Below are 12,194 nucleotides of genomic sequence, written 5' to 3' on the forward strand. Positions count from 1 at the left end.
CGGGCGAACGCCGGGGGCCGAATCGGAGACGGCGATGTCGGGGGCGTTCGCTAGCGTGGGCGGACCATGACCGAGCAGCTCTCCCCCGCGCTGGCGCGCCGCATCGCCCTGGCGGCGCAGGGGTTCGGCGTCCCCCGTCCCTCCCGGGTCGACGGGCGCCGGGTGCGCGCCGCCGTGGACGGGATCCGCCCGCTCCAGCTCGACTCGGTGAACGTCTTCGAGCGGAGCCACTACCTTCCGCTGCTCGCGCGGCTCGGCCCCTACGAGCGCTCCCTCCTCGACGCCGCGGCCTTCTCCCCCGACGGCTCCTACGTCGAGTACTGGGCCCACGAGGCCGCCCTCGTCCGCCGCGAGGACCTCCCGCTCTACCGCTGGCGGATGGAGCACTACCGCCGGGTCCGCCTGCCCGAGCACGAGGGCTGGGCCCACGAGAACCGCGCCACCCTCGACTGGCTCCGCGCCGCGCTCGCCGACGGTCCCCTCCGCGCCTCCGAGATCGAGCACGAGGCCAACGTCCGCACGGGCCCCTGGTGGGGCTGGTCCGACATCAAGCGCGGCCTCGAGGTCCTGTTCCGCTGGGGCGAGGTGGTGACGGCGGGGCGCACGCGCTTCGAGCGCTCCTACGGTCTCGCCGAGCGGCTCCTCCCGAGCGCGGTGCTCGATGCCGACGTGCCCCTCCCCGACGCCGTCCGCGAGCTCGTGCGCCGGGCGGCCCGGGCCCACGGGATCGGCACCCTCGGCGACCTGGCCGACTACCACCGGCTGCTCCAGTCCCCCACGCGCGTCGCGATCGACGAGCTGGTCGAGGCGGGCGAGCTCGAGCGCGTCGAGGTGCGCGGCTGGGAGCGGGGCGGGCGACCCGTGCCGCTCTGGCGGCACGTCGACGCCCGACGCCCCCGCACGCTCCGGGCGGACGCGCTCCTCTCGCCGTTCGACCCCGTGGTCTGGCACCGGCCGAGGGCCGAGCTGTTCTTCGGCTTCCACTACCGGATCGAGATCTACACCCCGGCCGAGCAGCGGGTCCACGGCTACTACGTCCTCCCCGTGCTCCTCGACGACGTGATCGCCGCACGGGTCGACCTCAAGAGCGAGCGCAAGCGCCGGGTCCTCCTCGTGCAGGCCGCCTGGCTCGAGCCGGTGGCCCCGGCCGACACGCCGGAGCGGCTCGCCGCGCTGCTGGTCGAGGCGGCGGCCTGGCAGGGCCTCGACGCCGTCGAGGTCGTCGGTCGCGGCGACCTCGCGGCCGCCCTCGCCGCAGCACTGCGGAGGATCGCGTGAGCGCGCCCGGCGGCGTCCTGGCGCTGGCGCTCTCGGAGCGCTGCGTCGCCCGTCTGCTCGAGCGCGGGAGCGTCGTCGGGGTCGGCACGGGCGAGCTCGCCCACGCAGCCGGCGTCTCCCTCCGGACCTTCCACCGGTACCTCGGCGGGAAGGAGGACTGCGTGCGCCCGGTGCTCGCCGCCGCGATCGCCGCGATGGGACGCGCCCTCCTCGAGCGCCCGGCCGCCGAGCCGCTGAACGCGGCGCTCGGTCACGCCTTCGCCGCGGCGGCCTCCGGTCCCCAGCTCGACCGCACCCTCCGGCTGATCCCCCTGCTGACCGAGACCTCGGCGATGCGCGCCGTCTGGGCGCAGTCGCTGCACGACGGTGAGGAGGCGCTGACGCCGTTCCTCGCGGAGCGGATGGGACTCGGCCGCACGTCCCCGCACCGGGCGGCCGTCCTGGCCACCGTCGTCCTCGCCCTGGTCCGGCGGGCGCTGGTTGACGCGGCCGCGAGCGGCATCGACCCGGCGCCGGTCTTCGCCGAGTACCTGACGACCGTCGACGGCGGTCCGCTCGCGGCTCCGACCGGGTGAGGTCCCGTCCGGCACGGTGACGGGCGCACCTCTGGCCGAAGCGGGAGGCGGTGCGGGGCGGCGATCGTCGACGGGGCGTCGGCCGGATCGGCCTGCTAGAAGCGCGAGCCCATCTCGGAGAGGCGGGCGACGCGATCCGCGATCGGCGGGTGGGTCGCGAAGAGGCGCGCGACCACTCCCGGCTTCGACGGGTCGGCGATCCAGAGGTGCGCCATCGAGCTGTTCTGCCGCTGCATCGGCCGGCCCGCGGACTCGAGCTTCAGCAGGGCGCGGGCGAGGCCGTCGGGGTGACGGGTCGTCAGTGCGCTGGTCGCATCGGCGAGGTACTCGCGCTGACGGGAGATCGAGAGCTGCACGACCGAGGCGACGATCGGCGCGAGGACCATCGACACCAGCCCGACCACCAGGAGTGCCGGGTTGCCCCCGCCGTTGCCGTTGCCGCCCCGCCCGAAGAAGGCCAGGCGGAGGAAGGCGTCCGAGAGGAAGCCCACCGCGACGACGAGACCGAAGACGATCATCGAGACGCGGATGTCGTAGTTGTGGACATGGCCCAGCTCGTGGGCCATCACGCCCTCCAGCTCGGCGTCGTCCATGATCGCGAGCAGGCCGGTCGTCGCGGCGACGACGGCGTGCTCGGGATCACGGCCGGTCGCGAACGCGTTCGGCGCCGGGTCGTCGATCAGGTACACCTTCGGCATCGGCGTGCCCGTCGCTATCGAGAGGTTCTCGACGATGCGGTAGAGCCTCGGCTCGTCCGCCTTCTCCACCGCCACGCCGCCGCTGAGCGCGACCGCCTGGCGAGCGGCGAAGAAGTACTGGAAGAACGCGTACCCGGCGGCGATCACGAGCACCACCACGACGATCGTCGTGCTGCGGTAGACCGCTGCCGCCAGGGCGCCCAGGCCGCCGATGATCGCCAGGAACAGGACGAGGATCAGGACCGTGTTGCGCTTGTTGCGGGCGATCGCGCTGTACACGGCGGCTGCCTAGAACTGGACGCGCGGGGGCTCCGAGATCGCGGCGAGATCGCCGACCTCGAAGAACTCGCGCTCCGAGAAGCCGAGCCGGCGCGAGAAGAGCGTGTTCGGGAAGACCTTCACCTTGGTGTTCATCTCGCGTACGCCGCCGTTGTAGAAGCGCCGGGCCGACTGGATCTTGTCCTCGGTGTCGACCAGCTCGCCCTGCAGCTGGAGGAAGTTCTGGCTCGCCTGCAGCTGGGGGTACGCCTCCGCGACCGCGAAGATCGACTTCAGAGCGCTCTGCATGTGGTCCTCGGCGACCGACGCCTCCGCCGGGCCCCGGGCCTGTAGCGTCTCGGCGCGAGCCTGCGTCACCGACTCGAAGACCTGGCGCTCGTGCGAGGCGTAGCCCTTCACGGAGTCGATCACGTTGGGGATCAGATCCGCGCGGCGCTTCAGCTGGACGGTGATGTCGCTCCACGCCTCGTCCACGCGGACGTTGAGGGTGACCAGCGAGTTGTACGTCGCCCAGAGGTAGACCCCGAGGATGACGACGAGCGCGACGACGACGATGAGCGGGACGAGCCATTCCATGCCGTCCAGTGTAGGGACGGCGCGCTCCCCGGCACCTGTCGATGAGGCGCATTCGCAGGGGCGGGTCGGCCCTACTTGAGGGTCTTCTGCAGCAGGACGGTGCTGAGCCAGCGCTCGAACTTGAAGCCGACGCGGCCCATCCGGCCGACCTCGACGAATCCGAACTGCGCGTGCATCGCCAGCGACGCCTCCGCGCCCTTGTCGGCGATGACGGCCATGATCTGACGGATCCCCACGGCCTTCGCGCGCTCGAGGAGCTCGGCCATCAGCGCCCGGCCGAGGCCCTTCCCGGTGGAGGCCGCCCGCAGGTAGATCGAGTTCTCCACGGTGAAGCGGTACGCCCGCTTGGAGGACCACGGCGACACCATCGCGTAGCCGAGGATCTGGCCCGACGGCGAGACGGCCACGATGAAGGGCAGCCCGAGCTTCTGGTTGCGGGTGAACTTCGTCCGCCACTCCTTCAGCGTCGAGTCGTCCTCGTCGAAGGTCACCACCGTGTTGCGCACGTAGTGGTTGTAGATCTCGCGGATGTCCGGGAGGTCGGCGTCGCGGGCGTCGCGGATCTCGAACGAGAAGCCGGGCTCGGGAGGCGGCGCCTTCCGCAGGTGCGGCGGCAGGACGCGCCGGCTCTCGTACTCTTCCTCAAGCATCCGGCTCCCCTTCGGCTCCGCCCATCGATCCGGGCCAGCGTAGCCGCCCCGCGGGCGAGCGCCCGGTCACGCGAGAGCACTCCAGTCGACCGGCTCCGCGCCGCGCTCCTCCAGGAGGGCGTTGGCGCGGCTGAACGGCCGGGAGCCGAAGAAGCCGCGCGAGGCCGACAGCGGGCTGGGGTGCGCGCTCTCGATCACTCCGGCCTCCCCCAGCATCGGGCGGAGCGACGCGGCGTCGCGGCCCCAGAGGATCGCGACGAGAGGCGCGTCCCGAGCGGCCAGCGTGCGGATCGCGTGCTCGGTGACCGCCTCCCAGCCCTTCCCGCGGTGCGAGGCGGGAGAGCCGGGGGCGACGGTGAGGACCCGGTTGAGCAGCATCACGCCGCTCGAGGTCCAGCCGCTGAGGTCGCCGTGCTCGGGCGGCTCGACGCCGAGGTCGTCCCGGAGCTCGCGGTGGATGTTCTGCAGGCTCCTCGGCAGCGGGCGCACGTGGCGCTCGACCGCGAAGGACAGCCCGATCGGGTGCCCGGGCGTCGGGTACGGGTCCTGTCCGACGATGAGGACGCGCACGTCCGCGAGCGGTGCGGCGAAGGCGCGGAGCACGTCGCGGCCCGCGGGGAGGTAGGGCCGGCCGGCCGCGACCTCCCCGCGGAGGAAGTCGCCCATCGCGGCGATGTCCCCGGCGACGGGGGTGAGCGCCTCCGCCCAGCCCCTGTCGATCAGTCCCGAGGCCGCGAGCTCAGCGAGGTCCACCGGGTCAGCCCGCCGCGAGCGTCGCGACGACGACTCCGGCGTCGCTGCCGCTGACGCGCCACACCGAGCCGGCGCCGCCGACGCGGAGCGCGCCGGTGCCGACGATCAGCACGGTGGACTCGTCGAGCGCGACGCCGCCGTCGACCAGGCCCGCCTCGACGGCCGCGACCAGGCGGCCGAGGGTCCCCCACTGCGCCGCGTGCACGTCGACCGTCACGTCGATGAGGCCGATGCCCTCGAGCACCGTGACCTCGTCGAGCTCCTCCGCCGCGCCCTCCGGGACGACGGCGACGCCGCCGATCCGGTGGCCGCCGACGAGGGCGCGGTCGGCCGCGACGGCGGCTCCCGCCGAGTAGCCGGCGTACGGCACTCCGGAGGAGACGAGATCGCGCAGCCGCGGGAAGCAGGCCTCGAGCGCGTCGCGGTAGGCCGGGGTCAGCCCCCCGCCGACGAAGATCCCGTCGACGTCGTCGAAGACCGCGGGATCGATCCGGCCGCCCTCCGGCTTCATCACGGCGAACGCGTCGAGCGGGCCGACCGTCGCGAGCAGTGCCGCGTAGCCGGCGTAGGCCTCCGGGCCGAGCCCGTCGTGGACGACGACGATCGCGATGCGCGGGCCCTCGATCCGGCCGGCGTCGACCGCGTGGGCGCGCGCCTCCGCGAGGAACGCCCCGTACAGCTGCTGGTCGTGCTCGACGCCGCCTCCGCCGCCGATGAGGTGGACGCTCACTCGTCGTCCTCGGCGAGGGCTCCGTCCACCGGGGGCAGAGCCGACCAGGGGAAGACGATCCAGCGCGGGGTGCGGCGCCAGAAGAAATCGGGCTCGAGCACCGTGCGCGGCTTCGTGTACAGGGTCACGGTGCGCACCTCGGCACCCATCGCGCGGATGAGCTTCACCGAGAGGGCGAGGGTGTGGCCGGAGTCGGAGACGTCGTCGACCAGGAGGATGCGCTTGCCGCGCACGGACGCCTCGTCGAGCAGCGGCGGCAGCACCACCGGCTCCGCCAGGCGCGCCTCGACGCCGGTGTAGAACTCGACGTTCAGCGCGCCGCAGCTCTTGATGCCGAGCGCGTAGGCCACGGCGCCCGCGAGGAGCAGACCGCCGCGCGCGATGGCGACGACCAGCTCCGGCCGGTAGCCCGACGCGACCACGTCGTCGGCCAGGTGCCGAGCGGCGTCGCCGAACTCGAGCCAGCCGAGCACCTCCTTCTCCGTGGCGGCGAGGAGGGCGGCGGAGTCGTCGGCGTCGGAAACCATGAGGGACAGGCTAGGCCGTCGCGGGCCTCCGCGTCACATCGGTCAGGCGCGCGGGGCCAGGGGTCCCTTCGCGACCTTGTGCGGGGCCGCCTGCGCGACCGGCTTGACGGTCACCAGGTCGAGGTTGACGTGGGCGGGGAGCTCCACCGAGGAGACGATCGCGGCGGCGACGTCCTCCGCGACCAGCGGGTCGGGGACCTCGGCGTAGACCGCGTCGGCGCGCTCCCGGTCGCCGCCGAAGCGGACCAGCGAGAACTCGTCCGTGTGCACCATCCCCGGCGCGATCTCGATCACTCGGATCGGCTCGCCCGCCAGCTCGAGCCGCAGCACGGCGACCAGCGCGTGCGCGGCGTGCTTGGCGGCGTTGTACCCGCCTCCGCCCTCGTAGGCGACGTCGCCTGCGATCGAGGTGACGGTCACGATGTCCGCGGAGGTCCCGCTCCCCCGGATCCCGGCCCGCAGCAGCGGGAGCAGCGCGCTGGTCACGAGCTTCACCGAGAGCACGTTGATCTCGAACATGCGGCGCCAGTCCTCGGGGTCGGACTTCTCGACCGAGTCGAGTCCGAGCGCACCGCCCGCGTTGTTCACGAGCGCGTGCACGGGCCCGGAGGAGGCGAGGTGGTCGCGCAGAGCGTCGACCTGGGCGGCGTCGGTGAGGTCGGCGGCGAAGTACCCGGCGCCGGTCTCGGCGGCGAGCGCCTCCAGCCGGTCGCGCCGGCGCGCGACGGCGACGACCTCCCAGCCGTGCTCGCGGAACAGGCGGACCGCGGCCGCCCCGATCCCTGAACTCGCTCCTGTCACGACAACGCGTCGATCCACGCCCGTCCCCTTCCGTCAAGCCTCGGACACCCTCGACTCCGTCGTCGCAGCCCAACGCTAGTCTGGCCGCGTGCCGCCCGCCGACCCGGTTCCCGCGACCGCCGGGACAGCCGTCACCCCGAAGCGCCGCGTTCCCCTCTGGGACAACGCGCGCTTCGTCTGCGTGACCCTCGTCGTGATCGGGCACGGCGTCCAGAGGCTGACGGCCAACTCCGACACCTCGCTCATCGTCTACCTGACGATCTACGCCTTCCACATGCCGGCGTTCGCGATCATCTCGGGCTACTTCTCCAAGAGCGGCGCCCCGAGCGGGCGCGCGATGCGGCGGGTGCTGACCGACATCCTCCTGCCCTACCTGATCATGGAGACGATCTGGACCCTGGTGCAGTTCCTGGTCGAGGGCAAGCAGGAGTTCAACCCGACGAAGCCGAGCTGGACGCTGTGGTTCCTGCTCGCGCTGGGCATCTTCCGCCTCGTCCTCCCCTACCTGGCGCTGCTGCGCTGGCCGCTGCTGATCAGCGTGGTGCTCGCGGTCGGGGTCAGCTACTACGACAACATCGACTCGACCTTCTCGCTCGCACGCGCGATCGGGATCCTGCCGTTCTTCGTGTTCGGCTGGCGCCTGCGCGGCTTCGCCCCCGGCGGCCGCTCCGCCGTCGAGCGCTGGCTCGATCAGCCGCCGTCGCGGGTCCTCCTCGCCCGGATCCTCGCCGTCGTCCTCTTCGCGGTCACGGCGGTCGTCATGACCGTCAACATCGAGGCGTTCCGAGCGGCGGACCTGCGCTACTGGTTCTTCTACGACCGCCCCTACGACGCCCTCGGCGAGACCCAGTGGTGGGCCGGGCTGGTGCGGCTGGCCCTGATGGCCGGAGCGGTCGTGCTCTCGCTCGCGCTCTTCGCGCTGGTTCCGCGCCGCCGCACCCCGCTCACAACCTGGGGGCAGTCGACGATGTACGTCTACCTCCTCCACAGCTTCGTCCTCTATCCGCTGCGGGAGTCCGGGATCCTCTCGCGGACGGAGAGCACGCTCGCCCTCGCGCTGATGATCGTGTTCTGCATCGCGGTCTCGGTCGCGCTCTCACTGGGCTGGACCCGCACCGTCTTCCACCGGCTGGTCGAGCCCCGCGCGGCCTGGCTCTTCGCCCCGGCGGCCGACGAGAGGCCCCGGCGCCCGGACCGCGCCGACCCCACGGGCGCCAAGCGCGACCGGCAGCCCGAGCGGCGCTGACGGCCGTTACCCCGTGTGTCGGCGGTCCTGGCCGCCCGGCGGGCCCCCGCGTACGCTCGTCGCGACGGAGAACGGCCCCGTCCCCGACCCCGACGATCCGATGGGAAGCACCATGACCGACTCCGAGAAGTGGCAGTTCGAGACCAAGCAGATCCACTCGGGCGCCGCGCCGGACCCGGTGACCAAGGCCCGCGCGACGCCGATCTACCAGACCACCTCCTACGTCTTCGACAACGCGGAGCACGCCCAGAACCTGTTCGCGCTGGCCGAATTCGGGAACATCTACACCCGCATCCAGAACCCGACCCAGGCGGTCGTGGAGGAGCGGCTCACCGCCCTCGAGGGCGGCTCCGGCGCCCTGCTGCTCGCCTCGGGCCAGGCCGCCGAGACCGCGGCCGTGCTGAACATCGCCCAGGCCGGCGACCACATCGTCTCGTCGTCCTCGATCTACGGCGGCACCTACAACCTCTTCAAGTACACCCTCGCCAAGCTCGGCATCGAGACGACCTTCGTCGAGAACCAGGACGACCGCGAGGAGTGGCGCCGCGCCGTCCGTCCGAACACGAAGCTGTTCTTCGCCGAGACCGTCGGCAACCCCAAGATCAACATCCTCGACATTCGCACCGTGGCCGATGTCGCGCACGACGCCGGCGTGCCCCTGATCGTGGACAACACCATCGCGACGCCCTACCTGATCCGCCCCTTCGAGCACGGCGCGGACATCATCGTGCACTCGGCGACGAAGTTCCTCGGCGGCCACGGCACGGTCATCGGCGGAGCGATCGTCGACGGCGGCCGTTTCTCGTGGACCGCGAACGCCGAGCGCTTCCCCGGCCTCACCACGCCGGACGAGTCGTACCACGGCGCCGTCTACACAGCCGCGGTCGGCGACTCCCTCGCCTACATCATCAAGGCCCGCGTGCAGCTGCTGCGCGACCTCGGCGCCTCGATCGCCCCGGCGAGCGCCTGGCAGCTCATCCAGGGCATCGAGACGCTCTCGCTCCGGATCGAGCGCCACGTGCAGAACGCGCAGGAGATCGCGGAGTACCTCGAGAACCACTCCGACATCGCCTCGGTGAACTACTCGGGCCTGCCGACCTCGCCCTGGTACGCCGCGGCCAACCGCTACGCGCCGAAGGGCGTGGGCGCGGTGCTCTCGTTCGAGCTCAAGGGCGGAGTGGACGCCGGCCGGGCCTTCGTCGACTCGCTGGAGCTGTTCTCGCACCTGGCCAACATCGGCGACGTCCGCTCGCTCGTCATCCACCCCGCGTCGACCACGCACTCGCAGCTCTCGCCCGAGCAGCAGCTGACCGCCGGCGTCACTCCGGGCCTGGTGCGCCTGTCGGTGGGACTCGAGAACGTCGACGACCTCCGCGCCGACCTCGACCAGGCCCTCCGCGCCGCGCGCGCCGTCGTCGAGGCCTCCCGCGCGAACGCCTGAGGCCCCTCGGCGCCCTGACGGGGTCCCCGTCCTCGGGGACCACGTCGGGGCGCTCCGCGCGCGGGCGGAGGAGCGGGGGAGCAGGGCGTAACAAACGGCTCCGCCCCGCGGCGCTCTGACACGATGGACAGCGCTATGGACTGGCAGCAGACACTCGAGGACACGGTCCCGTCGGCGTTCGTCACCGAGCGCCAGCTTCTCTCGGTCATCGGCAAGCCGCCCGCCACCGGAGCCTGGCGCGACGGCGACCACCCGGGCGGGCGCCGCTTCGTCGACCTCGGCCCGTTCGACTTCGAGGCGGGCGGCCGCCTCCCCCACGCCCGCATCGCCTACGAGAGCTGGGGCGCGCTGAACGAGCGCCGCGACAACGCCGTCCTCGTCCTGCACGCGCTGACCGGCGACTCCCACCTGCTCGGCCGCGGCGATCCCGGCCACGCGACGGACGGCTGGTGGTCGGGACTCGTCGGCCCCGGCCTCGTGATCGACACCGACCGCTTCTTCGTGGTCGCCCCGAACATGCTCGGCGGCTGCCAGGGCTCCAGCGGTCCCGCGTCCCTCGCCCCCGACGGCCACGAGTGGGGCGCACGGTTCCCGTACACGAGCATCCGCGACCAGGTACGGGCGCAGGTGCAGTTCAGCGACCTGCTCGGCGTCGAGCGCTGGTACACCGTCATCGGCGGCTCGATGGGCGGGATGCAAGCGCTGGAGTGGGGGATCGACCACGCGGAGCGGGTCGCGCGCCTCGCGGTCCTGGCCGCTCCCCCGCGGGCCACGGCCGACCAGATCGCCCTCAACTTCGTGCAGCTCGAGGCGATCCGCAACGACGCGGCCTTCGCGGGCGGCTCCTACTACGACGCCGGCGACGGCCAGGGCCCGTACCACGGCCTCGCGCTCGCCCGCCGGATGGCACTGCTCAACTACCGCAGCCCCTCCGAGCTCAACGACCGCTTCGAGCGCAGCTGGCAGTCGGGGCTCAGCCCGCTCGGCGGCGGCGGCCGCTTCGCAGTGGAGTCGTACCTCGACTTCCACGGCAACAAGTTCACGCGCCGCTTCGACGCGAACAGCTACATCACGCTCGTCGAGGCGATGAACTCGCACGACGTCGGCCGCGGCCGGGGCGGCGAGGCGGCCGCCCTCTCCCGGATCACCAGCCCGACCCTCGTCCTCGGCATCGACAGCGACCGGCTCTTCCCGGTCGAGGGCCAGCGGATCATCGCGGCGCACGCTCCCGGCGCTCTCGACGGCGGAGAGGTCGCGGTGATCACCTCGACGTTCGGCCACGACGGGTTCCTCATCGAGGACGACGCGGTCGGCGCGCACCTCGCCCGGCTGCTGGCGCATCCCGCGACGGCCTGACCCGCCCGACTCCGGCGCGGTTCGACGCCCCGAACCGCGCCGACCGGCCCGGCCAGTGGCTATCGTGAGACGGGGGCCAGCCCCGCGCCACGACCGGAGGGGGCCAGAGCGTGCCGATGATCCGCAGCGCCCGCGAGCGCGATCGGCTGCTGCGCCACTCCGCCTGCGGGATCGGCCTGCTCACGGAGGCGGGGGCGCTCGGCATGGCCCTCATCCCCGGGACGCTCCAGCCCGCCGCCGTGCCGTTCGCCGTCGCGCTGCTCCTGGGCATGATGGCCGCCCACGTCGAGCTCGCCCGGACGGGGCGCCGCAGCCGAGTGATCGCCGTCGCCGTCGGCGGCCTGCTGCTGGGCTGGGGCCTCGCGCTGGGGCTCGCTCCGGGCGCCGACTTCGCCGGGTTCGTCCTGGTCAACACCGCGAACGCCGTGACCGCGAGCATCGCCGTGGTCGTGACGACGTCCGCGCGCCGACTGCTCCTGCTGCTGCCAGTGGTCCTCCCGAGCCTGATCCCGTCGGTGCTCGTCTCGAGCGGCACCATGATCCCCACCGTGGTCGTCCAGAGCCTGCTGCCCTGGGGCACGCTCTGCGGATTCGCCCTCTGGATCGGCACAGCGGTCCCTCGGGTGGTGCGGCGGATCGACAGCATCGGCAACGCCCACCGTGTGGAGCGCCTCGCCAGCGAGACGGAGGCGCAGCGCCGGCAGGGTGCGCGGCTCCTGCACGACACGGTGCTGGCCACCCTCACGCTCCTCGCGCACTCGGGCCGCGGAGTGTCGGTCGACGCGCTCCGGCAGCAGGCGGCGCAGGACGCGCAGCTCCTGCGCCAGCTCCGGCTCGGCGGGACCCCCACCCCGAGCGCGTCCGGCTCCTACCAGCTGACCAGCGTCACCTCCGCCCCCGCGGCCAACACCCTCGAGACCGTCCGCAACCGCTTCGGCCGGATGGGGCTCGACGTGATCTGGCACGGCTCCGGCCAGGTGGCGCTCACCGGCGCGGCCCTCGACTCCTTCGTCCTCGCCCTGGCGGAGTGCCTCGAGAACGTGCGCCGCCACTCCGGCGTCGCCTCGGCCGACGTGACGATCACCGAGGACGAGACGACCGTCCGCGCGATGGTCACGGACGCGGGCGCGGGCTTCGACATCGCGACCGTCCCCGACACGAAGCTCGGCTTCAAGGAGTCGGTGATCGCCCGGCTCGGCGACGTCGGCGGCCGCACCAGACTGTTCAGCGCCCCCGGATCGGGGACGACCGTGGTGCTGGAGGTCCCCAAGTGAGCCCCGCGCC

General features: G+C 72.8%; 13 protein-coding genes. 6 read left to right on the top strand and 7 right to left on the bottom strand.

The features are described 5' to 3' along the window. Nucleotides 1-66 precede the first annotated feature (66 nt). Together C5C54_RS01190 and C5C54_RS01195 are read left to right on the top strand one after the other, a co-directional pair. Nucleotides 67-1,278 carry a winged helix-turn-helix domain-containing protein gene (locus C5C54_RS01190; RefSeq protein WP_104287620.1) on the top strand — a complete coding sequence of 404 codons (1,212 nt, stop codon included), beginning with the start codon at nt 67-69 and terminating at the stop codon, nt 1,276-1,278. Next, nucleotides 1,275-1,853 carry a TetR/AcrR family transcriptional regulator gene (locus C5C54_RS01195; RefSeq protein WP_104224435.1) on the top strand — a complete coding sequence of 193 codons (579 nt, stop codon included), beginning with the start codon at nt 1,275-1,277 and terminating at the stop codon, nt 1,851-1,853. The genes C5C54_RS01190 and C5C54_RS01195 overlap by 4 nt, the downstream gene beginning before the upstream one ends. 95 nt (nt 1,854-1,948) lie before the next feature. Here C5C54_RS01195 and C5C54_RS01200 read toward each other — a convergent pair whose 3' ends face one another. The 7 genes from C5C54_RS01200 to C5C54_RS01230 form a co-directional block, all read right to left on the bottom strand. Further along, a complete protein-coding gene (locus tag C5C54_RS01200; protein ID WP_104287621.1) occupies nt 1,949-2,830 on the bottom strand; it encodes a M48 family metalloprotease in 882 nt (293 codons plus the stop codon). 9 nt (nt 2,831-2,839) lie between these two features. Further along, nucleotides 2,840-3,406 carry a LemA family protein gene (locus tag C5C54_RS01205; protein ID WP_104287622.1) on the bottom strand — a complete coding sequence of 189 codons (567 nt, stop codon included), beginning with the start codon at nt 3,404-3,406 and terminating at the stop codon, nt 2,840-2,842. Nucleotides 3,407-3,477: 71 nt separating this feature from the next. After that, on the bottom strand, nt 3,478-4,056 hold the full coding sequence (locus C5C54_RS01210; RefSeq protein ID WP_104262462.1) for a GNAT family N-acetyltransferase: 579 nt from the start codon (nt 4,054-4,056) through the stop codon (nt 3,478-3,480). A gap of 66 nt (nt 4,057-4,122) precedes the next feature. Further along, on the bottom strand, nt 4,123-4,809 hold the full coding sequence (locus tag C5C54_RS01215; RefSeq protein ID WP_104225510.1) for a uracil-DNA glycosylase: 687 nt from the start codon (nt 4,807-4,809) through the stop codon (nt 4,123-4,125). A 4-nt stretch (nt 4,810-4,813) separates the two neighbouring features. Continuing rightward, complete coding sequence (locus tag C5C54_RS01220) at nt 4,814-5,539, bottom strand: peptidase S51 (protein WP_104224440.1); 726 nt, start codon at nt 5,537-5,539, stop codon at nt 4,814-4,816. Then, the gene (locus tag C5C54_RS01225; protein WP_104224441.1) at nt 5,536-6,066 is read right to left on the bottom strand and encodes a phosphoribosyltransferase; all 531 of its coding nucleotides are present in this window, start codon (nt 6,064-6,066) and stop codon (nt 5,536-5,538) included. The genes C5C54_RS01220 and C5C54_RS01225 overlap by 4 nt, the downstream gene beginning before the upstream one ends. Before the next feature lie 42 nt (nt 6,067-6,108). Continuing rightward, the gene (locus C5C54_RS01230; RefSeq protein WP_258063168.1) at nt 6,109-6,885 is read right to left on the bottom strand and encodes an SDR family NAD(P)-dependent oxidoreductase; all 777 of its coding nucleotides are present in this window, start codon (nt 6,883-6,885) and stop codon (nt 6,109-6,111) included. 70 nt (nt 6,886-6,955) lie between these two features. On the opposite strand from C5C54_RS01230, the gene C5C54_RS01235 reads away from it, so the two are divergent. The 4 genes from C5C54_RS01235 to C5C54_RS01250 all read left to right on the top strand — a co-directional run bounded on the left by C5C54_RS01235 (nt 6,956) and on the right by C5C54_RS01250 (nt 12,184). Continuing rightward, on the top strand, nt 6,956-8,113 hold the full coding sequence (locus C5C54_RS01235; protein WP_104287624.1) for an acyltransferase family protein: 1,158 nt from the start codon (nt 6,956-6,958) through the stop codon (nt 8,111-8,113). 112 nt (nt 8,114-8,225) lie between these two features. After that, on the top strand, nt 8,226-9,554 hold the full coding sequence (locus C5C54_RS01240; protein WP_104225507.1) for a bifunctional o-acetylhomoserine/o-acetylserine sulfhydrylase: 1,329 nt from the start codon (nt 8,226-8,228) through the stop codon (nt 9,552-9,554). A 135-nt stretch (nt 9,555-9,689) separates the two neighbouring features. Next, nucleotides 9,690-10,910 carry a homoserine O-acetyltransferase gene (locus tag C5C54_RS01245; RefSeq protein WP_104287625.1) on the top strand — a complete coding sequence of 407 codons (1,221 nt, stop codon included), beginning with the start codon at nt 9,690-9,692 and terminating at the stop codon, nt 10,908-10,910. Nucleotides 10,911-11,026: 116 nt separating this feature from the next. Beyond that, nucleotides 11,027-12,184, top strand: coding sequence for a sensor histidine kinase (locus tag C5C54_RS01250; RefSeq protein ID WP_104257082.1), 1,158 nt, complete (start codon nt 11,027-11,029; stop codon nt 12,182-12,184). Nucleotides 12,185-12,194: the final 10 nt, after the last annotated feature.

Origin of the sequence: Rathayibacter sp. AY1F2 (genome assembly GCF_002930885.1) — a bacterium.
In the GTDB taxonomy this organism is placed as follows: Bacteria; Actinomycetota; Actinomycetes; order Actinomycetales; family Microbacteriaceae; genus Rathayibacter.

What these genes read in the sequence shown, in the direction of transcription:
- C5C54_RS01250 (WP_104257082.1), top strand. Translation starts at nt 11,027, where the DNA reads ATGATCCGCAGCGCCCGCGAGCGCGATCGGCTGCTGCGCCACTCCGCC.
- C5C54_RS01245 (WP_104287625.1), top strand. Translation starts at nt 9,690, where the DNA reads ATGGACTGGCAGCAGACACTCGAGGACACGGTCCCGTCGGCGTTCGTC.
- C5C54_RS01225 (WP_104224441.1), bottom strand. Translation starts at nt 6,066, where the DNA reads ATGGTTTCCGACGCCGACGACTCCGCCGCCCTCCTCGCCGCCACGGAG.
- C5C54_RS01205 (WP_104287622.1), bottom strand. Translation starts at nt 3,406, where the DNA reads ATGGAATGGCTCGTCCCGCTCATCGTCGTCGTCGCGCTCGTCGTCATC.
- C5C54_RS01190 (WP_104287620.1), top strand. Translation starts at nt 67, where the DNA reads ATGACCGAGCAGCTCTCCCCCGCGCTGGCGCGCCGCATCGCCCTGGCG.
- C5C54_RS01240 (WP_104225507.1), top strand. Translation starts at nt 8,226, where the DNA reads ATGACCGACTCCGAGAAGTGGCAGTTCGAGACCAAGCAGATCCACTCG.
- C5C54_RS01210 (WP_104262462.1), bottom strand. Translation starts at nt 4,056, where the DNA reads ATGCTTGAGGAAGAGTACGAGAGCCGGCGCGTCCTGCCGCCGCACCTG.